This window comes from Microbaculum marinum (assembly GCF_037855135.1).
GTDB classification, from domain to species: domain Bacteria; phylum Pseudomonadota; class Alphaproteobacteria; order Rhizobiales; family Tepidamorphaceae; genus Microbaculum; species Microbaculum marinum.
Window position 1 is genome coordinate 140,028 of sequence record NZ_JAZHOF010000013.1, and the last position, 18,785, is coordinate 158,812.

At 64.4% G+C, this 18,785-nt stretch carries 31 protein-coding genes and 1 pseudogene; 2 read left to right on the forward strand and 30 right to left on the reverse strand.

The annotated features are described in order from the left end of the window. Positions 1–63: 63 nt before the first annotated feature. Both V3328_RS24855 and csgH read left to right on the forward strand, forming a co-directional pair. The gene (locus V3328_RS24855) at positions 64–498 is read left to right on the forward strand and encodes a curlin (RefSeq protein WP_340332430.1); all 435 of its coding nucleotides are present in this window, start codon (positions 64–66) and stop codon (positions 496–498) included. Positions 499–590: 92 nt separating this feature from the next. Then, entirely contained in the window at positions 591–1,001 is a 411-nt protein-coding gene (csgH, locus tag V3328_RS24860) for a curli-like amyloid fiber formation chaperone CsgH (RefSeq protein WP_340332431.1), read from the forward strand. Between the two features lie 73 nt (positions 1,002–1,074). Here the strand turns inward: csgH and recQ are convergent, their stop codons facing one another. The 30 genes and pseudogenes from recQ to V3328_RS25010 all read right to left on the reverse strand — a co-directional run. Continuing rightward, complete coding sequence (gene recQ, locus V3328_RS24865; protein WP_340332432.1) at positions 1,075–2,883, reverse strand: DNA helicase RecQ; 1,809 nt, start codon at positions 2,881–2,883, stop codon at positions 1,075–1,077. A gap of 49 nt (positions 2,884–2,932) precedes the next feature. Further along, the gene (locus tag V3328_RS24870; protein ID WP_340332433.1) at positions 2,933–4,021 is read right to left on the reverse strand and encodes a glycoside hydrolase family 5 protein; all 1,089 of its coding nucleotides are present in this window, start codon (positions 4,019–4,021) and stop codon (positions 2,933–2,935) included. Positions 4,022–4,196: 175 nt separating this feature from the next. Beyond that, positions 4,197–4,625 carry a 50S ribosomal protein L17 gene (gene rplQ / locus V3328_RS24875; RefSeq protein ID WP_340332434.1) on the reverse strand — a complete coding sequence of 143 codons (429 nt, stop codon included), beginning with the start codon at positions 4,623–4,625 and terminating at the stop codon, positions 4,197–4,199. Positions 4,626–4,660: 35 nt separating this feature from the next. Then, the gene (locus tag V3328_RS24880) at positions 4,661–5,695 is read right to left on the reverse strand and encodes a DNA-directed RNA polymerase subunit alpha (protein WP_340332459.1); all 1,035 of its coding nucleotides are present in this window, start codon (positions 5,693–5,695) and stop codon (positions 4,661–4,663) included. Positions 5,696–5,776: 81 nt separating this feature from the next. Further along, positions 5,777–6,166: a 30S ribosomal protein S11 gene (gene rpsK, locus V3328_RS24885; RefSeq protein ID WP_340332435.1), complete on the reverse strand. Its 390-nt coding sequence runs from the start codon at positions 6,164–6,166 to the stop codon at positions 5,777–5,779. A 39-nt stretch (positions 6,167–6,205) separates the two neighbouring features. Then, entirely contained in the window at positions 6,206–6,574 is a 369-nt protein-coding gene (gene rpsM, locus V3328_RS24890; protein ID WP_340332460.1) for a 30S ribosomal protein S13, read from the reverse strand. A 222-nt stretch (positions 6,575–6,796) separates the two neighbouring features. After that, complete coding sequence (locus V3328_RS24895; protein ID WP_340332436.1) at positions 6,797–7,372, reverse strand: adenylate kinase; 576 nt, start codon at positions 7,370–7,372, stop codon at positions 6,797–6,799. Further along, on the reverse strand, positions 7,369–8,706 hold the full coding sequence (gene secY / locus V3328_RS24900; protein WP_340332437.1) for a preprotein translocase subunit SecY: 1,338 nt from the start codon (positions 8,704–8,706) through the stop codon (positions 7,369–7,371). The genes V3328_RS24895 and secY overlap by 4 nt, the downstream gene beginning before the upstream one ends. A 230-nt stretch (positions 8,707–8,936) precedes the next feature. After that, a pseudogene (gene rplO, locus V3328_RS24905) lies at positions 8,937–9,398 on the reverse strand (50S ribosomal protein L15); the annotation flags it as partial. A 22-nt stretch (positions 9,399–9,420) separates the two neighbouring features. After that, complete coding sequence (rpmD, locus tag V3328_RS24910) at positions 9,421–9,618, reverse strand: 50S ribosomal protein L30 (RefSeq protein ID WP_340332438.1); 198 nt, start codon at positions 9,616–9,618, stop codon at positions 9,421–9,423. Positions 9,619–9,648: 30 nt separating this feature from the next. Beyond that, the gene (gene rpsE / locus V3328_RS24915; protein WP_340332439.1) at positions 9,649–10,191 is read right to left on the reverse strand and encodes a 30S ribosomal protein S5; all 543 of its coding nucleotides are present in this window, start codon (positions 10,189–10,191) and stop codon (positions 9,649–9,651) included. Between the two features lie 46 nt (positions 10,192–10,237). Further along, positions 10,238–10,600 (reverse strand): 50S ribosomal protein L18, encoded by a 363-nt coding sequence (gene rplR, locus V3328_RS24920; protein ID WP_340332440.1) that lies wholly within the window; start codon positions 10,598–10,600, stop codon positions 10,238–10,240. Between the two features lie 11 nt (positions 10,601–10,611). Continuing rightward, positions 10,612–11,145 carry a 50S ribosomal protein L6 gene (gene rplF / locus V3328_RS24925; RefSeq protein ID WP_340332441.1) on the reverse strand — a complete coding sequence of 178 codons (534 nt, stop codon included), beginning with the start codon at positions 11,143–11,145 and terminating at the stop codon, positions 10,612–10,614. 34 nt (positions 11,146–11,179) lie between these two features. Further along, entirely contained in the window at positions 11,180–11,578 is a 399-nt protein-coding gene (gene rpsH, locus V3328_RS24930; RefSeq protein WP_340332442.1) for a 30S ribosomal protein S8, read from the reverse strand. Between the two features lie 11 nt (positions 11,579–11,589). Beyond that, a complete protein-coding gene (gene rpsN, locus V3328_RS24935) occupies positions 11,590–11,895 on the reverse strand; it encodes a 30S ribosomal protein S14 (protein ID WP_340332443.1) in 306 nt (101 codons plus the stop codon). A gap of 32 nt (positions 11,896–11,927) precedes the next feature. After that, a complete protein-coding gene (gene rplE / locus V3328_RS24940) occupies positions 11,928–12,485 on the reverse strand; it encodes a 50S ribosomal protein L5 (protein WP_340332444.1) in 558 nt (185 codons plus the stop codon). Next, the gene (gene rplX / locus V3328_RS24945) at positions 12,478–12,792 is read right to left on the reverse strand and encodes a 50S ribosomal protein L24 (protein ID WP_340332461.1); all 315 of its coding nucleotides are present in this window, start codon (positions 12,790–12,792) and stop codon (positions 12,478–12,480) included. The genes rplE and rplX overlap by 8 nt, the downstream gene beginning before the upstream one ends. Positions 12,793–12,797: 5 nt before the next feature. Further along, the gene (gene rplN, locus V3328_RS24950) at positions 12,798–13,166 is read right to left on the reverse strand and encodes a 50S ribosomal protein L14 (protein ID WP_340332445.1); all 369 of its coding nucleotides are present in this window, start codon (positions 13,164–13,166) and stop codon (positions 12,798–12,800) included. 85 nt (positions 13,167–13,251) lie between these two features. Continuing rightward, positions 13,252–13,482: a 30S ribosomal protein S17 gene (gene rpsQ / locus V3328_RS24955; protein WP_340332446.1), complete on the reverse strand. Its 231-nt coding sequence runs from the start codon at positions 13,480–13,482 to the stop codon at positions 13,252–13,254. A gap of 10 nt (positions 13,483–13,492) precedes the next feature. Further along, positions 13,493–13,693 (reverse strand): 50S ribosomal protein L29, encoded by a 201-nt coding sequence (gene rpmC, locus V3328_RS24960; protein ID WP_340332462.1) that lies wholly within the window; start codon positions 13,691–13,693, stop codon positions 13,493–13,495. Between the two features lie 15 nt (positions 13,694–13,708). Further along, the gene (gene rplP, locus V3328_RS24965) at positions 13,709–14,122 is read right to left on the reverse strand and encodes a 50S ribosomal protein L16 (RefSeq protein ID WP_340332447.1); all 414 of its coding nucleotides are present in this window, start codon (positions 14,120–14,122) and stop codon (positions 13,709–13,711) included. Positions 14,123–14,150: 28 nt separating this feature from the next. After that, a complete protein-coding gene (gene rpsC / locus V3328_RS24970) occupies positions 14,151–14,861 on the reverse strand; it encodes a 30S ribosomal protein S3 (protein WP_340332448.1) in 711 nt (236 codons plus the stop codon). Continuing rightward, a complete protein-coding gene (rplV, locus tag V3328_RS24975) occupies positions 14,861–15,241 on the reverse strand; it encodes a 50S ribosomal protein L22 (RefSeq protein ID WP_340332449.1) in 381 nt (126 codons plus the stop codon). The genes rpsC and rplV overlap by 1 nt, the downstream gene beginning before the upstream one ends. Positions 15,242–15,244: 3 nt before the next feature. After that, complete coding sequence (gene rpsS / locus V3328_RS24980) at positions 15,245–15,523, reverse strand: 30S ribosomal protein S19 (protein WP_340332450.1); 279 nt, start codon at positions 15,521–15,523, stop codon at positions 15,245–15,247. Between the two features lie 10 nt (positions 15,524–15,533). Next, positions 15,534–16,367 (reverse strand): 50S ribosomal protein L2, encoded by an 834-nt coding sequence (gene rplB, locus V3328_RS24985; protein ID WP_340332451.1) that lies wholly within the window; start codon positions 16,365–16,367, stop codon positions 15,534–15,536. A gap of 25 nt (positions 16,368–16,392) precedes the next feature. Further along, entirely contained in the window at positions 16,393–16,686 is a 294-nt protein-coding gene (locus V3328_RS24990) for a 50S ribosomal protein L23 (RefSeq protein ID WP_340332452.1), read from the reverse strand. Beyond that, entirely contained in the window at positions 16,683–17,303 is a 621-nt protein-coding gene (gene rplD / locus V3328_RS24995) for a 50S ribosomal protein L4 (protein ID WP_340332453.1), read from the reverse strand. The genes V3328_RS24990 and rplD overlap by 4 nt, the downstream gene beginning before the upstream one ends. Before the next feature lie 3 nt (positions 17,304–17,306). Then, on the reverse strand, positions 17,307–18,086 hold the full coding sequence (gene rplC, locus V3328_RS25000; RefSeq protein WP_340332454.1) for a 50S ribosomal protein L3: 780 nt from the start codon (positions 18,084–18,086) through the stop codon (positions 17,307–17,309). A 24-nt stretch (positions 18,087–18,110) separates the two neighbouring features. Next, on the reverse strand, positions 18,111–18,419 hold the full coding sequence (gene rpsJ, locus V3328_RS25005) for a 30S ribosomal protein S10 (protein WP_261618100.1): 309 nt from the start codon (positions 18,417–18,419) through the stop codon (positions 18,111–18,113). Between the two features lie 57 nt (positions 18,420–18,476). After that, on the reverse strand, positions 18,477–18,785 hold a 309-nt coding region (locus V3328_RS25010), incomplete at its 5' end, for an EF-Tu C-terminal domain-related protein (protein WP_479691313.1).

Below are 18,785 nucleotides of genomic sequence, written 5' to 3' on the forward strand. Positions count from 1 at the left end.
CCCGCGTAGAACCGTCACCGTCAACAGCACGCGGCACGACCCGCACGACCAGGAGACGGAACAATGACCCGCACGTTCTTCATCGCCACCGCCATCGCCACCACCCTCGGCCTGTCCGCGGTGCCCGCCATGGCCAACAGCGTCTACCTCAACCAGTACGGCTGGGGCAACGCCGCCGGCGGCGCCCAGGCCGGCCACAACAACACCATCGGCATCCACCAGAACGGCATCTTCAACGGCGCCGTCAGCCAGCAGCAGGGCAAGAACAACCTCTCGGCGATCGGCCAGAACGGCTTCAACAATTCCGCCGGCACCTGGCAGAAGGGCAAGAACAACGCCGCCGGCATCGGCCAGTTCGGCGCCAACCACAACGCCGTCATCAGCCAGGACGGCAACGGCAACGTCGCCGCCGGCGTGCAGACCGGCAACGGCTGCACCGGCGCCGTCACCCAGGCCGGCAGCGGCAACGTCGCAGCCTTCGTCCAGGCCTGCCCGTAAGCAGCCGCCGTCAACCATCCAGCAATCGGCCGGGCGGGGACCTTCCCCACCCGGCCGCCGACACCTCGCCCTACGACACGAAGGAGACACCCATGACCCGCAATCACAAGCGCTTCGCCGCCCGCATCCTGCCCGTCGTCCTTGGCCTGGGCGTGATAGGCGTCGGCGTCGGCACGGTTCGCACGACGCCCGCCAGCGCGGGATCGGCTCCCGTCAGCTGCGAAATCCAGGCCGCCCGCGCAGGAAGCATGATCGCCCTTTCAGGCGTCGTCCACTCGAGCGCCTCTGTCGAGGGCTCCTACCGGCTCTCCGTCGTCTCCTCCGGCGGCGGTGGTTCCTCCAACATCAACCAGGGAGGCGGCTTCACAATCGGCTCCGACGGCTCGGCAACCCTCGGCCAGGTCACCCTCGGCAATTCCGGTGCCGTCTACGATGCGAGGCTGCAGGTCACCGTTTCGGGCAAGACCTACAGCTGCGACCAGCGCATCGATGGAAACATTTGAGCCAAGACCAACAACACATTGCGCTCAACTCGGGGCTCCCCACGGGAGCCCCGTTTCGTTTGGGGCGCCGGTATCAGCCGTTGAGCGCCTTCAGGAAGGTTCGACCGAACGCATCGAGCTTCGCCGCGCCGACGCCGCGCACCAGCGCCATCTCGTCCAGCGTCGAGGGATGCCTGACGACCATCTCCTCGAGCGTACGATCGGCGAACACGACATATGCCGGCACGCCGCGCTCGGAGGCGATCTCCCGCCGCAGCGCCTTGAGCCTTCCGAGCAGTTCGTCCTGCGCTCCGGACAACGCGGGAGCCGCGACCGCATTGCGACGCTCACGACTCGATTTTCGCGGCTTCTCCAGGCGGATCATGAACGTCTCGCCCCCGTCGAGCAGGCTTTCTGCCCTTTCGGTCAAGCCCACCGTGCCGAATGCACCAGGTTCGGTACGCAGGAACCCCGCCGCAACGAGCTGCCGGACAATCGAACGCCATTCCTGCTTCTTGCGCGTGGCGCCGGCCGCAAACAGCGGCAGGCTGTCGTGGCCTCGCGACAGGACGGCTTCGCTTGCATCGCCGACCAGCAAAGACACGATATAAGCGGCGCCGTATCGCTCACCGGTCAGGCGGATGGCGTCGACGACCAGACGGGCCGCATCCGCCCCGTCGACCAGGTCGGGCGGGTCCAGGCAGACGTCGCAGTTCCCGCAGGGCTTTCCGCTCTCCCCGAAATAGGCGAGCAACGCGACGCGCCGGCAACTCGTCGCCTCGCAGTAGCCGATCATCGAATCGAGACGGTTCGCGTCCACGCGCCTGCGATCCGGTTCGCAGTCCTGCTCGTCGATGAAGCGCCGCCGCGTCCGCACGTCCTCCAGACCGTAGAGCATGAAGGCTTCAGCCGGGGCGCCGTCGCGTCCCGCCCTGCCGATCTCCTGGTAGTAGGCCTCCAGGCTGCCGGGAATGTCGCCGTGCACGACGTAGCGTACGTCGGACTTGTCGATTCCCATCCCGAAGGCGACGGTCGCGACGATCACGATACCGGTCTCCGCCAGGAAGGCTTCCTGGTTGGCAGATCGGTCCTCGGCGCTCATGCCGGCATGGTACGCGAGCGCGCGGACTCCAACGGCGGACAGTGCCGCGGCCGTGTCCTCGACCTTCTTTCGGGAAATCCGGTAGACGATGCCGCTCTGGCCCGGCCGCGCCTTCACGAAGGCTTCGATATCCGCTCCCGCTCGCCGCTTCTCGGCGACCGTCAGCTGGATGTTCGGGCGGTCGAAGCCGGACACGAAGACCTCCGCCTGTCCGCCGAACAGCTTCCCCACGATGTCGTCGCGCGTCGAGCGGTCCGCGGTTGCCGTCAGGGCGATGATAGGGGTCCCCGGAAACGATTCGCGAAGCGCGCCAAGGCTGAGATACTCGGCGCGAAAACTGTGTCCCCATTGCGAGATGCAGTGCGCCTCATCGACTGCGACGAGGCTCGGCGAGAGCTTCTCCAGCGCGGCCAGCATGCGCGGCGTCATCAGCCGCTCCGGCGACATGTACAGAAGCCGCACGTCGCCTCGCGCGACCCGCCGCCAGATCTCGACATTGTCCTCCCGCGACTTGCCGGAGTGAATCGCTTCAGCAGCCTGGCCGGCCAGCCTCAACGCGGCCACCTGATCGTCCATCAACGCAATCAGCGGGGATACGACGATGGCCACGCCCCCCTTCACGAGCGCCGGCAACTGGTAACACAGGGATTTGCCGGCACCGGTCGGCATCACCGCCAGGACGTTGTGGCCGTTCAGGACGGCGTCGACAACGGGCTCCTGGCCGTCACGGAAGCCGGCAAACCCGAACGCGTCCTTCAGGACGGCGTGCTTGGCGGCTTCGATGTCGGGGTTTCGCACCATCCGCCGTGTATAGGAGGTGGCGATTGATTCGACGACGCGCTGCGAGGCGTCAATTCGTCTGGAAATCGTCGTCCTGGCGGAGCTGCCGGCGGATCCAACGGCCGGACTCTTTCAGATTGCGGGTGCCGGAGTACTGGCCGTCCGGACACGTCCCGGTTTCGAAGGTGGCACCGGAGCGCCAGTCGTCGGAGAAGTTCCAGTACGTCCAGCCGATCTTCTTCCGCTTCATCAGCCGCAGGTACTTCTTTGTCTCCGCCATATCGTTCGGGCCGTCGCCGGTGAATTCCTGCATGCCGAATTCGCTGACGAACATCGGCAGCTTGCTCGCCGCCCGCCGCAGCGCGCTGCGGTACTGCTCCTTGTGCGATCCGGCATAGAAATGGAACGTGTAGACGACGTTCTCGGCATCCACAGGCTCGTCCAGCACTTCCGACTCGCGTGCCCCTTCCGACAGGCCCATCGAGGACCAGGCGCGGGTTCCCAGCAGGATGACGGCATCCTTGTCCTGCCTGCGGATGACCGGAATGATCTCCTCGTGGTAGCTCCGGATCAGATCCCAGGAGACCCCGTTGGGCTCGTTCGCCACCTCGTAGAGGATATTGTTCTTGTCCTTGTTGCGCCTGGCGATGCTACGGAAGAACTGCTTCGCCAGTTCCAGGTTGTAGTACGGATCGCCGGGCGTGAGGACATGCCAGTCGATGATGACGTACAGACCCTTCGCGGTGGCCTCGTCGATCAGTTCGTTGACGAGGTCCCGGTAACGCCTGGGATCCAGTTCGTAACCACCCTCCTGGATATAGACGGCCAGACGGACCACGTCGGCTTTCCAGTCATTGGCAAGGGCGCGCAGGGACTTGCCACGGATGCACTGGGCGTACCATTGAAGTCCGTGCGAACTGATGCCGCGCAATTGGACCGGCTTGCGGTCTTCGTTGCAGAGAAACCTGCCCCTGCACACGCTCAATGCGCCATTGATGTCGACCGGGCTGCCCTGTGGCGCAGACACCGCTGGCCGATCAGCTGCGCGCGACGTGCCGACCGGTCCGCCGGTCCAGATCGCTGCTGCAATAGCCGCCGCATATCCTGCTGCGCGGAAGACTCTGCCCGTCGACATTCTCAAGTTCCAAAAGCGGTTCATCGTCTGAAACGACGCGCCCGGACGCGCCTATAGTCTTTCAATTGGTCGCATGTCTAGAAGCGAAAAGAGGCAGCGACAGATCCCGAAAGGGGCATCACGAAAGTGTGATCATTCGGCTGCCGCAACAAAAAAGGGGCCCTGACGGGCCCCTCAAATCGCCGTCGGCAAGGGCGGCTCAGGCCGCTTCACCCTCGCGGCTTGCTTCGGCTTCGTGCCGGGCACGATCCTCGGCGCCTTTGACGCTCTCGTCGCGATCGACCAGCTCGATCACCGCCACCGGCGCGGCATCGCCGTGACGGAAGCCCGCCTTCAGGACCCGGGTATAGCCGCCAGCCCGGTCCTTGTAACGCGGCGCGAGCGTGTCGAAGAGCTTGGCCACGGCATCGGTGTCGCGAACCTCGCTTATCGCCTGACGGCGCGCGTGAAGGTCGCCCCGCTTGCCGAGCGTGACGAGCTTGTCCACGATCGGCTTCAGCTCCTTCGCCTTAGGCAGCGTGGTAACGATCTGTTCATGGCGGATCAATGAAGCCGCCATGTTCGCGAACAGTGCCTTGCGATGGCTCGCGGTACGGTTCAGCTTGCGGCCGGTCTTGCCGTGGCGCATGGAACTCTCCTTAAAATGCCGGACGCATTGGCGTCTTAGTAGTGGTCCTCGTAACGCTTGGCCAGCTCTTCGATGTTCTCAGGCGGCCAGTTCGTCACTTCCATGCCGAGGTGCAGACCCATCTGGGCAAGCACCTCCTTGATCTCGTTCAGCGACTTGCGCCCGAAGTTCGGGGTGCGAAGCATTTCGGCTTCCGACTTCTGGATCAGATCGCCGATGTAGACGATGTTATCGTTCTTCAGGCAGTTGGCCGAGCGGACCGACAGTTCCAGTTCGTCAACCTTCTTGAGCAGCGCCGGATTGAAGGCGAGTTCGGGAACCATCTCCTCGACGACTTCCGCCTTCGGCTCCTCGAAGTTCACGAAGACGTCGAGCTGGTCCTGCAGGATGCGCGCGGCATAAGCGACCGCATCGTCGGGGCGAACCGAGCCATCGGTCTCCACGACCATCGTCAACTTGTCGTAGTCGAGGATCTGACCCTCGCGGGTGTTCTCTACACGATAGGAAACGCGCCGCACCGGGCTGTAGAGGCTGTCGACCGGGATGAGCCCGATCGGCGCATCCTCGGGCCGGTTCCGGTCGGCAGGCGCGTAACCCTTGCCGGTGTTCACAGTGAACTCGATCCGGATTTCCGCGCCGTCGTCCAGCGTGCAGAGGACGAGTTCGGGATTGAGGACCTGGATGTCGCCGATGGTCTGAATGTCGCCGGCGGTCACCTGACCGGGGCCCTGCTTCTTCAGAACCATGCGCTTGGGGCCCTCGCCCTGCATGGAAATCGACACGTCCTTGATGTTCAGAACGACGTCGGTAACATCCTCGCGGACGCCGGGAATGGACGAGAACTCGTGCAGCACGCCATCGATCTGCACAGATGTCACGGCTGCGCCCTGCAGCGACGACAGCAGCACACGCCGCAGCGCGTTGCCGAGCGTCGTGCCGAACCCCCGCTCGAGCGGCTCGGCCACGACAGTGGCAAAGCGCCGGGCATCGGACCCGGCTGAGACTTCGAGCTTGTTCGGCTTGATCAGCTCTTGCCAGTTCTTCTCAATCACGGTCGAACCTCGTTGGATTGGTCATGATCGCGCGGGCGGATCCGCCACCGCCGCAGCGAGGCCGGCGAGCGGGACAAAACCCCTCGCCGGGATAAAAAGTCAGACCCGGCGGCGCTTGCGCGGCCGGCAACCATTGTGCGGGATCGGCGTAACGTCACGGATAGCAGTGATCGTGAAACCGGCCGCCTGCAACGCCCGAAGCGCGGATTCGCGTCCCGACCCTGGGCCACGCACCTCTACCTCGAGGGTGCGCATGCCGTGCTCGGAAGCCTTCTTGGCCGCGTCTTCGGCTGCCATCTGGGCCGCGAACGGTGTCGACTTGCGCGATCCCTTGAAACCCATCGTGCCCGCCGACGACCAGGAAATCGCATTGCCCTGCGCGTCGGTGATGGTGATCATCGTGTTGTTGAAGGAGGCGCTCACGTGAGCGACGCCGGAGGTTATGTTCTTGCGCTCGCGGCGGCGTACGCGCTGGGTGTCTCTGGCCATTCTATCTGATCCTTGCCTGGGCTTGCGTGTCGCGGCCGACTATTTCTTCTTGCCGGCGATCGCCTTGGCCGGTCCCTTGCGGGTGCGGGCGTTGGTATGGGTACGCTGACCGCGCACCGGCAGCCCGCGACGATGGCGCAGGCCGCGGTAGCAGCCCAGATCCATCAGCCGCTTGATGTTCATCGCGACATCACGGCGCAGGTCACCCTCGACAATGTAGTCGCGGTCGATCGTCTCTCGGATCTGCAACACTTCCGCGTCGGACAATTCGTTGACGCGCCGCTCTGGCGGAATGCTGACCTTCTCGCAGATCTCCCTGGCCTTGGTCGGTCCAATGCCATGGATGTAGCGCAGCGCGATTTCGACGCGCTTGTTCGTCGGGATATTGACGCCTGCAATTCGAGCCACGTTTCTCGCTCCAAACCGGACCGGTCTATCGACCGGGATTTCCACCAATTCACTGACAAACACGCAACGCACGACGCGGGCGCCCCGGTCTCGTTTCAGACCGGCTGACACCCGACGGCTCTATTCCTTGCGGATAGGTGCCGCTGGATATCGTATCGGAACGTGTTTCGTCAACCTCTGCCTGTCATTTACCTTCTGCGAACAGACTCTGTTCCCGAACCTTCAGGCCGGCTCAAGAACAGAAACTATCTGCTCGGTGACATCCTCGATATCGGCCATGCCGTCGACGCTGCGCAGATTGCCCTTCTTCTTGTAGAAGGCGATCAGCGGCGCCGTCTGGGCATGGTAGACATCCAGCCGCTTCTTCAACGCATCGACATTGTCGTCGGCACGCGGTCCGCCGACTGTCTCGCGGGCGCGCTTTTCTATCCGTTCGACCAGGATCTCGTCATCGACAGACAGTTCGACGACACCATCAAGATCCATTCCCTTCTCGTCCAGCAGGTTGTCGAGTGCCTCTGCCTGGGCGACCGTGCGTGGAAATCCGTCGAGGATGAAACCGTTCCTGCAATCCGGCTGATCGATACGCTCGGAGATGATCTGGACGACCACGTCGTCCGGAACAAGATCGCCGCGCGCCATGATGTCCTTGGCTGCCAGACCGACGGGCGTCCCAGCGGCAACCGCGGCGCGAAGCATGTCGCCCGTCGATAGCTGCTGGATGTTGTAGCGCTCCGCCATCAGTGCGGACTGCGTGCCCTTGCCGGCCCCGGGCGGTCCCAGGAATATCAGCCTCATCGGTTCCTGCGCCCCCCTCTCAAACGTGCCTTCTTGACGAGCCCCTCGTACTGATGCGCCAAAAGGTGCCCCTGGACCTGCGCCACCGTGTCCATCGTCACCGAGACCACGATCAGCAACGAGGTTCCCCCGAAGTAGAAGGGTACGTTCCAGGCTGTCACCAGGAACTCGGGCAGCAGGCACACGAGTGTCAGGTAAAGCGCGCCGATCACGGTGATTCGCGTCAGCACGTAGTCGATGTACTCGGCGGTCCGCTCGCCCGGCCGGATGCCCGGGATGAACCCGCCGTGCTTCTTCAGGTTGTCCGCCGTGTCCGCGGGATTGAACACCACCGCGGTATAGAAGAAGGCGAAGAAAATGATCCCGGCGGCGTAGAACAGCATGTAGAGCGGCTGTCCGTGGCCAAGCAGCGCTGTCACCGTCGTCAGCCACCCGGGTCCCTGCCCGCTGGTGAAGTTCGCGACGGTAATCGGCAGCAGCAGCAGCGAGGAGGCGAAGATCGGCGGAATCACCCCGGCGGTATTCAGTTTCAACGGCAGGTGCGATGAGTCGCCCTGGAACATCCGGTTGCCGACCTGGCGCTTGGGATACTGGATCAGCAGCCGCCGCTGGGCACGCTCCATGAACACGATGAACGCGATGACCAGCACGGACATCGCGATGATCGCGAGGATGATGCCAGTCGACATCGCACCGGTGCGGCCCAGTTCCAGCATGCCGGCGATTGCGCCCGGCAGACCGGCGACGATGCCCGCGAAGATGATCAGCGAAATGCCGTTGCCGACGCCGCGCTGGGTGATCTGCTCGCCGAGCCACATCAGAAAGACTGTGCCGCCGGTCAGCGTCACGACCGTCGAGAATCGGAAGAAAAGGCCGGGATCGTTGACCACGTTCCCCGCGCCTTCGAGACCGATGGCGATCCCGTAGGCCTGCAAGGCAGCCAGGAACACGGTTCCGTAGCGGGTGTACTGGTTGATCGTCTTGCGGCCCTGCTCGCCCTCTTTCTTGAGCTGCTCCAGATGCGGAGACACCGCAGTCAGGAGCTGCACGATGATCGAGGCCGAGATGTACGGCATGATGTTCAGGGCGAAGATCGCCATGCGCCCGACGGCGCCGCCGGCGAACATGTTGAACATGCCGAGAATGCCGGTCGACTGCTGCTGGAACAGCTCGGCAACCGCCAGCGGGTTGATGCCCGGCAGCGGAATGTAGGTACCGAGCCGATAAACCAGCAGCGCACCCAGTGTGAACCAGATGCGCTGTTTCAGTTCGGTCGCCTTGGCGAGCGCGCCGAAGTTCAGGTTTGCGGCAAGTTGTTCAGCTGCTGACGCCATGCTTATCTCCGCTGCGCGCGGCCCCTGTCAAAAGGCCGGGCGCCGCTGGCGGCTCCTCAGCCCTGCTCGTCCGTTCCAGCCTCTGCCGACGAATCGGTCGAGGCGTCCTTGGCTGCGGCCTTCTTGGCTGCAGGCTTTTTGGCACCCGAGGCCTTGGCATCGGCCTTGGCCTTCTTCGGCCCGGCCTTCTTCGAATCTACCTTCTCGCCTTCCGGCTTCGCCGCCTTGGGAGCGAGCGCCTCGATCTCGACGCTGCCACCGGCCTTCTCGATCGCTTCGACCGCGCTCTTCGAGGCGCCCTGAACCTTGAAGGCCACCTTGGCCTTCAGTTCGCCGCCGCCGAGAAGACGCACACCGTCCCTGGTGCGCCGCGCAATGCCTGCCGCAATCAGCGCGTCGGTGGTCACCGGCTGCTTTGCGTCCAGCTTGCCCGTGTCAAGTCCGACCTGGATGCGGTCCAGATTGACGACTGCGAACGACTTGGCAGAGATATTGGTGAACCCGCGCTTCGGCAAGCGCCGGTACAGCGGCATCTGGCCGCCCTCAAATCCCTTGATGGCAACGCCGGTCCGCGACTTCTGGCCCTTGTGACCCCGTCCTGCCGTCTTGCCCAGCCCCGAACCGGGCCCGCGCCCAACGCGCTTGCGCGCCTGGCGGGCGCCGGGGCGATCGGCGATCTCATTGAGCTTCATTTGTCCCGCTCTCCGTAGCCGTTCAATTTTCCTCGACCACGCGCACGAGGTGACCGACCTTGCCGATCATCCCGCGCACGGCCGGGGTATCTTCCAACGTCCGCCGCCGGTGCATCTTGTTCAGCCCGAGGCCGATCAGCGTCGCGCGCTGGTCTCCTGGACGGCGGATCGGCGAACCGATCTGCTCGACCGTAATCGTCTTGTCGCTCTTCTTGGCCATCAGACCGTCTCCCGGATTCTATCCTGAGCCTCAGGCCTCGGCAGCCGCGTCGGCGACCGCATCGCGGCGCCGCGACTGCAGAGCGGAAACTTTCAGGCCGCGCCGCGCTGCAACAGAGCGGGGGCTATCCTCACCCTTCAGCGCCTCGAAAGTGGCCCGAACCATGTTGTAGGGGTTCGACGAGCCGAGCGACTTGGCGACGACGTCGTGAACGCCCAGCGTCTCGAACACGGCGCGCATCGGCCCGCCGGCGATTATGCCCGTGCCGGGAGGAGCGGCGCGAAGAACCACCTTGCCCGCTCCCCAGCGCCCGGCGACGTCGTGGTGCAGCGTGCGGCCCTCGCGCAGCGGAACGCGCATCATCGAGCGCTTCGCCGACTCCGTCGCCTTGCGGATCGCTTCCGGCACCTCGCGCGCCTTGCCATGACCGAACCCGACACGGCCCTTCTGGTCACCGACGACGACCAGGGCGGCGAAACCGAACCGGCGACCGCCCTTCACCACCTTGGCGACGCGATTGATGTGCACGAGCTTGTCAACGAATTCGCTGTCGCGCTCGCGATCTTCTCTCATCCGACCTGCCACGTCGTACTTCCTTTTCCTGTCGCGTCCGGCCGCCTCAGAATTCGAGGCCGCCCTCGCGCGCTGCTTCGGCGAGTGCCTTGACCCGCCCGTGATAGAGATAACCGCCCCGGTCGAAGACGACTTCCTTGACGCCCGCCTTCGTCGCGCGCTCGGCGATCAGCTTGCCGATCTCCGAAGCAGCGCTCTGGTCCGCGCCGGTTTTCAGCTTGCCGCGCAGATCCTTTTCCAACGTCGACGCAGCGGCCAGCGTCCGGCCGTCAGCGTCGTCGATGACCTGCGCGTAGATGTTCTTCGACGAGCGGAAGATGCTCAACCGTGGCCGGCCGTTCGCCGCGCGACGAATCGACCGCCGCACACGCAGCGTCCGCTTCTCGCGATTTGTCAGTCCCTTGCTCATAGCCGATCTCGCTACTTCTTCTTGCCTTCCTTGCGGAAGACGTACTCGCCCTCGTACCGGACGCCCTTGCCCTTGTAGGGCTCCGGCGGACGGAAACGCCTTATCTCTGAGGCAACCTGGCCGACGCGCTGCTTGTCGATGCCGGAGATGACGACCTCGGTGGGCTTCGGACAGGCAATCTCGATCCCTTCGGGGATCGGGTAATTGACGTCATGGCTGAAGCCCAGCGCGAGCTGCAGGTTCTTGCCCTGCACCTGGGCGCGATAACCGACGCCCTGGATCTCGAGCTTGCGAGTATATCCCTCGCTCACCCCCACCACGATGTTGGACACCAGCGTCCGCGACAGGCCCCACATCGACCGGGCGCGCTTGGAATCGTCGCGCGGATCGACCTGGATACCATCGTCGGTCATCTCGACCTTCACTTCGTCGTTCAGCACTACCGAGAGCGCACCCTTCGGGCCCTTTGTGGACACCGTCTGGCCCTCGATCGTGGCCGTTACACCGCCAGGGACGGCTACCGGCTTCTTCCCGATACGCGACATCGAATCGTCTCCGATCGTTTTCTGTCGGCCTACGTCAGAAGACGCGGCACAATACCTCGCCGCCGACGTTCTCTTCGCGCGCCTTCCAATCGGACATCACGCCCTTCGGAGTCGACACGATGGACACGCCGAGACCGTTGTTGACCGTGGGGAGCGTCTTCACCGAGGCGTACACCCGACGACCGGGCTTCGACACCCGCTCGATCGTCTGAATCACGGGCGCCCCGTCGAAATACTTGAGCTCGATCTCGAACTCCGACTTTCCGCCGTCATAGTCAACCTGCGCATAGCCGCGGATGTAACCCTCGGCCTGCAGCACATCGAGCACACGACGGCGAAGCGACGAGGCCGGCGTCGTAACCTTTGATTTCCGCCGCATCTGCGCATTGCGGATGCGGGTCAGCATGTCACCGAGAGGATCGGACATGGACATTTTCTAATACCTCACCAGCTCGACTTGACCATGCCGGGGATCAGGCCCTTGGAGCCGAGTTCCCGAAGCGCGATTCGCGACAGCTTGAGCTTGCGGTAGAAACCGCGCGGCCTGCCGGAGACTTCGCAGCGATTGCGAATTCGCGACGGCGCCGAGTTGCGCGGCAGTTCGGCAAGCTTGAGACGCGCCTGGAAGCGCTCTTCCGTCGACAGGTTCGCGTCGTCGGCGATCGCCTTCAGCCGCTCGCGCTTGCCAGCATATTTCTTGGCAAGCTGCGCACGGTGCCGATTCTTCTCGATCGCGCTTTTCTTGGCCATTGATAACCTCCTGAGAACTTCCGCCGGGCCGATCAGGCGCGGAAGGGGAAATTGAAGGCCTTGAGCAGGGCCCGGGCCTCGTCGTCTGACTTCGCCGTAGTGCATACGACGACATCCATGCCCATCACCTGGTCCACCTTGTCGTAATCGATCTCCGGGAACACGATGTGTTCCTTGATACCGGTCGCGTAGTTGCCGCGCCCGTCGAAGCTCTTCGGATTCAGCCCGCGGAAATCGCGCACGCGGGGCAGCGCAATGTTCACGAACCGGTCGAGGAACTCGAACATCTGCGCCTTGCGCAGCGTCACCTTGGCACCGATCGCCATGCCCTCGCGCAGCTTGAACGTCGCAATCGACGTGCGCGCCTTGGTGACGACGGCCCTCTGGCCGGCGATCAGGCTCAGATCCTCGGCGGCGGAACGGGCACGCTTCTGGTCGCCTACCGCTTCGCCCACACCGATATTGAGCACGATCTTGTCGAGCTTCGGCACCTGCATTTCGTTGGTGTAGCCGAACTCTTCCTTGAGCTGCGGGCGCACAACGTCACGATAGTGGGTCCGGAGCCTCGGCTCATATGCTGCTTCAGCCATCGATCTCTTCTCCCGATCGCTTGGCGAAACGCACCTTGCGACCGTCCTTCAAAGTCTTGAATCCGACCCGCGAAGGCTTGCCGTCCTTCGGGTCCGTCAGCGCCAGGTTCGACAGGTGGATCGGAGCTTCCTTCTGGCGGATGCCCCCTTCCTCCGAAGCCGTCTGCTTCTGATGGCGGGTCACCATGTTGACACCCTGCACGATCGCCCGGTTTTCCTTGGGCATCATCTGCAGAACGTCGCCGCTGCGGCCCTTGTCGCGCCCGCTGAGCACGACGACGCGGTCGCCCTTCCTGATCTTCGCCATCGACATCACAACACCTCCGGGGCGAGCGAAACGATCTTCATGTGCTTCTTCGCCCTCAGCTCACGCGGAACCGGCCCGAAGATACGGGTGCCGATCGGCTCTTCCTGGTTGTTCACCAGGACGGCGGCATTGCGGTCGAAGCGAATCACGCTGCCGTCCGGACGGCGGATATCCTTCGCGGTGCGCACGACGACGGCACGCATGACGTCGCCCTTCTTCACGCGGCCGCGCGGGATTGCCTCCTTCACCGACACCACGATGATGTCGCCGACATGGGCATACTTGCGCTTCGACCCGCCCAGCACCTTGATGCACTGCACCCGGCGCGCACCGGAATTGTCGGCGACATCGAGATTGGTCTGCATCTGGATCATGGCCGGCCTCTTGTCCTTTTCTTCCCGCGCTCCGGACGACGTCGAGACGTCCGTCCGTCACGCGAACCCTTGTTCCAACCGTTCCCTACTCGGCCAGCGCTACCCAGCGCTTCTGGCGCGAGATCGGGGCACATTCCTCGATCCTGACCATGTCGCCGACCTTGTACTTATTGTCGGCGTCATGGGCGTGATACTTCTTGCTCGTGCGGACCGTCTTCTTCAGCAGCGGATGGGTGTAGCGGCGCTCCACCTGAACGACGATGGTCTTGTCGTTCTTGTCGCTGACGACGGTGCCATGCAGAATTCTTTTCGGCATCTTATGAACCTCAAGCCTTTGCCGAGCGGGCCTTGCCGGCCAGCACGGTGCGCACACGCGCGATATCGCGACGGACCTGACGCACGCGCGCAGTATTCTCGAGCTGCCCGGTGGCCTGCTGGAAGCGCAGGTTGAACTGCTCCTTCTTCAGGTTCCCGAGTTCGCTGCGCAGCTCGTCTTCGGTCTTCGACCAGGCATCGCTCGCCTTCATCTCGATCACTCCGACTTACTCGCCCAGACGCGCAACAAAGCGCGTCTTGATCGGCAGTTTGGCAGCCCCGAGCCGCAGCGCCTCGCGCGCGATATCGGCCGGCACACCGTCGATTTCGAACATGATCCGGCCGGGCTTCACCTTGGCCGCCCAGAATTCCGGCGCACCCTTGCCCTTGCCCATGCGCACCTCGGTCGGCTTCTTCGACACCGGAACGTCAGGGAAGATGCGGATCCAGACGCGGCCGGCACGCTTCATGTGACGCGTGATGGCGCGACGCGCGGCCTCGATCTGGCGCGCGGTGACCCGCTCCGGTTCCAGGGCCTTGATCCCGTAGGAACCGAAGTTCAGCTGGTTGCCGCTCGACGCAACGCCGCGGATGCGGCCTTTGTGCTGCTTGCGGAACTTGGTGCGCTTGGGTTGCAGCATGATTCTTCTCGCTTAAGCTCCTGTCGCCTCAGCCGGCCTGCTGTTCGCGGCGGCTGGGACGGTTGCCTTCCGCGGCCTCTGTCGCGCGACGCTCGGATGCCATCGGATCGTGTTCGAGGATCTCGCCCTTGAAGATCCACACCTTGACGCCGCAGGTGCCGTACGCGGTGACCGCGGTCGCCTCGCCGAAATCGATGTCGGCGCGCAGCGTGTGCAGCGGCACCCGGCCCTCGCGGTACCATTCCATCCGGGCGATTTCGGCGCCGCCCAACCGGCCGCCGCAATTGATCCGGATACCGCCGGCGCCAAGCCGCATGGCCGACTGAACCGCCCGCTTCATGGCACGACGGAACGAGACTCGGCGCTCGAGCTGCTGGGCGATCGAGTCGGCGACCAGGGTCGCGTCGATCTCCGGCTTGCGCACCTCGACGATGTTGAGATGCACTTCGGAATCCGTCATCGCGCTGATCTTGCGACGCAGCTTCTCGATGTCGGCGCCCTTCTTGCCGATGACGATGCCGGGGCGAGCCGTATGGATCGTGACGCGGCACTTGCGGTGCGGGCGCTCGATGACGATCTTCGAAACGGCGGCCTGCTTGAGATCCTTCTTCAGCATCTCCCGGATGCGGATGTCCTCGTGCAGCAGCGAGCCGTAGTCGCGCTGGCTGGCGAACCAGCGGGAATCCCAGGTCCGGTTGATGCCCAGCCGCAGGCCGATCGGATTGACTTTCTGGCCCATCAGGCTGTCTCCTCGACTTGACGAACGACGATGGTGAGGTTGGCGAACGGCTTCTGGATGCGCCCGACGCGGCCACGCGCCCGCGGCGTCCACCGCTTCATCACCAGCGCCTTGCCCACGTGTGCCTCGGCGACGACCAGATCGTCGACGTCGAGATCGTGGTTGTTCTCGGCGTTGGCGATCGCCGACTCCAGCGTCTTCTTGACGTCACGGGCGATCCGCTTCCTCGAGAAGGTCAGGTCGGCAAGCGCCGAAGCCACCTTCTTGCCGCGGATGGCGGCGGCCACGAGATTGAGCTTCTGGGGGCTGACGCGAATGTTGCGCGTCACCGCCTTGGCTTCGTTCTCGGACAGAGTGCGTTCGCGAGCGGGCTTGCCCATCGCTTACTTCCTCTTCGCCTTCTTGTCGGCCGTGTGGCCGTAATAGTTGCGGGACGGCGAGAACTCGCCGAACTTGTGGCCGACCATGTCTTCGCTGACCTGCACCGGAATGTGCTTCTGGCCGTTGTAGACGCCGAAGGTCAGACCGACGAACTGCGGCAGGATCGTCGAGCGCCGGCTCCAGATCTTGACGATCTCGTTGCGGCCCGACTGCCGCGAGGCCTCCGCTTTCTTCAACAGATAGCCGTCAACGAACGGCCCCTTCCGGATGGAACGCGTCATCGGTTGAGCCCTACTTCTTTCTCTGGTGCCGCGAGCGCAGGATGAACTTCTGCGTCGCCTTGTTGCGTCGTGTCTTCTTGCCCTTGGTGGGCTTGCCCCACGGAGTCACCGGATGACGGCCGCCCGAAGTACGACCCTCGCCGCCGCCGTGAGGATGGTCGACCGGGTTCATGACGACACCGCGGACGGAGGGCCGTTTGCCGCGCCAGCGCGAGCGTCCGGCCTTGCCGTCGTTGATGTTGGAGTGGTCCGGATTGGACACCGCTCCGACCGTCGCCATGCACTGGCCGTGGACGAGCCGCTGCTCGCCGGAATTCAGCCGCAGGATCGCGTAGCCGCCGTCACGGCCGACGAGCTGGACATACGTTCCCGCCGACCGCGCAATCTGGCCGCCCTTGCCCGGCTTCATCTCCACGTTGTGGACGATGGTGCCGATCGGCACGGAGGCCAGCGGCATGGCGTTGCCCGGCTTGACGTCGGCGTGCTTGCTGGCGACGACCGAGTCGCCGACCGCAAGACGCTGCGGCGCCAGGATATAGCTGAGCTCGCCGTCCTCGTACTTGATCAGCGCGATGAACGCCGACCGGTTGGGGTCATACTCGATTCGCTCGACCTTGGCCGGCACATCGAACTTCGTCCGGCGAAAATCGACCTGACGGTACAGTCGCTTGTGGCCGCCGCCGCGCCGGCGCGCGGTGATCCGGCCCGCATTGTTGCGGCCGCCCTTCTTGGTCAGGCCTTCGGTCAGCTTCTTGACCGGCTCGCCCTTCCAGAGGCTCGAACGATCGACGATGACCAGCTGTCGCTGGCTCGGCGTCGTCGGGTTGTAGCTCTTGAGTGCCATGGTTCCTGCCCTCGTCTTCCGCGCCTTACAGGCCCGTCGTGACGTCGATGGTCTGGCCCTCTTCGAGGGTCACGACCGCCTTCTTGACGTCGCTCTGCTTGCCCTTGATGCCGCGGAAGCGCTTGGTCTTGCCCTTCTTCACGAGCGTGTTGACGGCCTTCACCTTCACCGAGAACAGCGCCTCGACGGCAGCCTTGATCTCGGGCTTCGTGGCATTCGGCGCCACCTTGAAGACGACCTGGTTCTGCTCGGAAGCCAGCGTCGACTTTTCGGTAATGATCGGTGCGACGACGACGTCGTAGTGCTTGAGACTGGTCATTTGAACCGCTCCTCCAGCGCCTCGACGGCGGCTTTCGTGAGTACCAGCTTGTCGCGCCGCAGGATGTCGTAGACGTTGATGCCCTGAACCGGCAGCACGTCGACATGCGGCAGATTGCGCGATGCCAGCCTGAAGTTGGCGTCGATCTCGCTGCCGTCGACGATCAGGGCCGATGCCAGCCCCAACTTGCCGAATTGCGCGGCGAGCGCCTTGGTCTTCGCCGTCTCGGGGGCGGCGCTGTCCAGCACGATCAGAGCGTCCGACTTGGCCTTCGACGACAGCGCATGCTTGAGCGCCAGCGCCCGCATCCGCTTCGGCAGGTCGTGTGCGTGGCTGCGCACGACCGGGCCGAAGGCCTTGCCGCCGCCGCGGAACTGCGGCGCCGAGCGCGCGCCGTGACGCGCACGGCCGGTGCCCTTCTGCTTGAACATCTTGGCGCCGGTCGCCTGGACCTCGGACCGACCTTTTGTCTTGTGCGTGCCGGCCTGGCGCGACGCAAGCTGCCATCGCACCATGCGCTGCAGGATATCGCTGCGCGGATCGAGACCGAAAATCTCGTCGCTCAGCTCCAGCGAGCCCGCCTTCTTGCCGTCCAGGGCTATTACATCAAGTTTCATGGCTCAGTTCTCCGCCCCGGTCGCAGGGCCAGTCTCCGCCTCGGGCGCGGCCGCAGCTTCGCTCGCCGCGGCGGCCTCGCCTGCCTGCTTGCCGTCCTCGGCGGCCCCGTTCTTGCGAACGCCCCCCGGGAAAGGCACGCCTTCCGGCAGTTGGCTCTTGACCGCATCGCGCATCAGAACCCAGCCGCCCTTCGCGCCAGGAACCGCACCACGCAGCATGATCAGGCCACGCTCCAGGTCGGTCGTCACGACCTCGAGGTTCTGCGTCGTGACGCGGGTGCTGCCCATGTGGCCGGCCATCTTCTTGCCCTTGAAGACCTTGCCGGGATCCTGGTTCTGACCCGTCGAGCCATGTGCGCGGTGGCTGATCGACACGCCGTGCGATGCACGCAGGCCGCCGAAGTTGTGCCGCTTCATGGCGCCGGCGAAGCCCTTGCCGATCGAGGTCCCCGTGACATCGACCAGCTGTCCGGGCACGAAGTGCTCGGCGGTCAGCTCGGAGCCGACCTCGATGACGTTCTCCGGGCTCACCCGGAATTCCGCAAGCTTCCGGCGAGGCTCGACCTTGGCGACGGCGAAATGTCCGCGCATGGCGCGCGGCGTATTCTTTGCCTTGGCGAGGCCCGCACCGAGCTGCAGCGCGGTGTAGCCATTCTTCTCGTCGGTGCGGAGCGCGACGACCTGGCAGCCGTCCACCTTCAACACGGTGACGGGGATCTGTTCCCCTGTCTCCGTGAAGATGCGTGTCATCCCCACCTTCTGAGCGATCAGTCCAGAGCGCATGACCGTGTCGCTTTCCTTTAGACCTTACAGCTTGATCTCGACGTCGACGCCGGCGGCGAGATCGAGCTTCATCAGGGCGTCCACCGTCTGCGGCGTCGGCTCGACGATGTCGAGCAGCCGCTTGTGCGTCCGCATCTCGAACTGCTCGCGGCTCTTCTTGTCGATGTGCGGCGAGCGGTTGACGGTGAACTTCTCGATCCGCGTCGGCAGCGGAATCGGACCGCGCACGCGCGCGCCCGTCCGCTTGGCGGTGTTCACGATCTCACGCGTCGAGGCGTCGAGGACCCGATGGTCGAACGCCTTGAGCCGGATGCGGATGTTCTGCCCGTTCATGTTTATTGTCCCGATAGCGGCCGGCGCTGTCCCGTCGGGAGCGCCGGCGCTGTTTCCTTACTCGATGATCTGGGAGACGACGCCGGCGCCGACGGTGCGGCCGCCCTCGCGGATGGCGAAGCGCAGGCCGTCCTCCATGGCGATCGGCACGATCAGTTCCACCGTGATCGCGATGTTGTCGCCCGGCATCACCATCTCCGTGCCCTCCGGCAGGTGCACCACACCCGTCACGTCGGTCGTCCGGAAGTAGAACTGCGGACGGTAGTTGGTGAAGAACGGCGTGTGGCGGCCGCCCTCCTCCTTCGTCAGGATGTAGGCCTCCGCCTTGAACTTCGTGTGCGGCGTCACCGAGCCCGGCTTGCACAG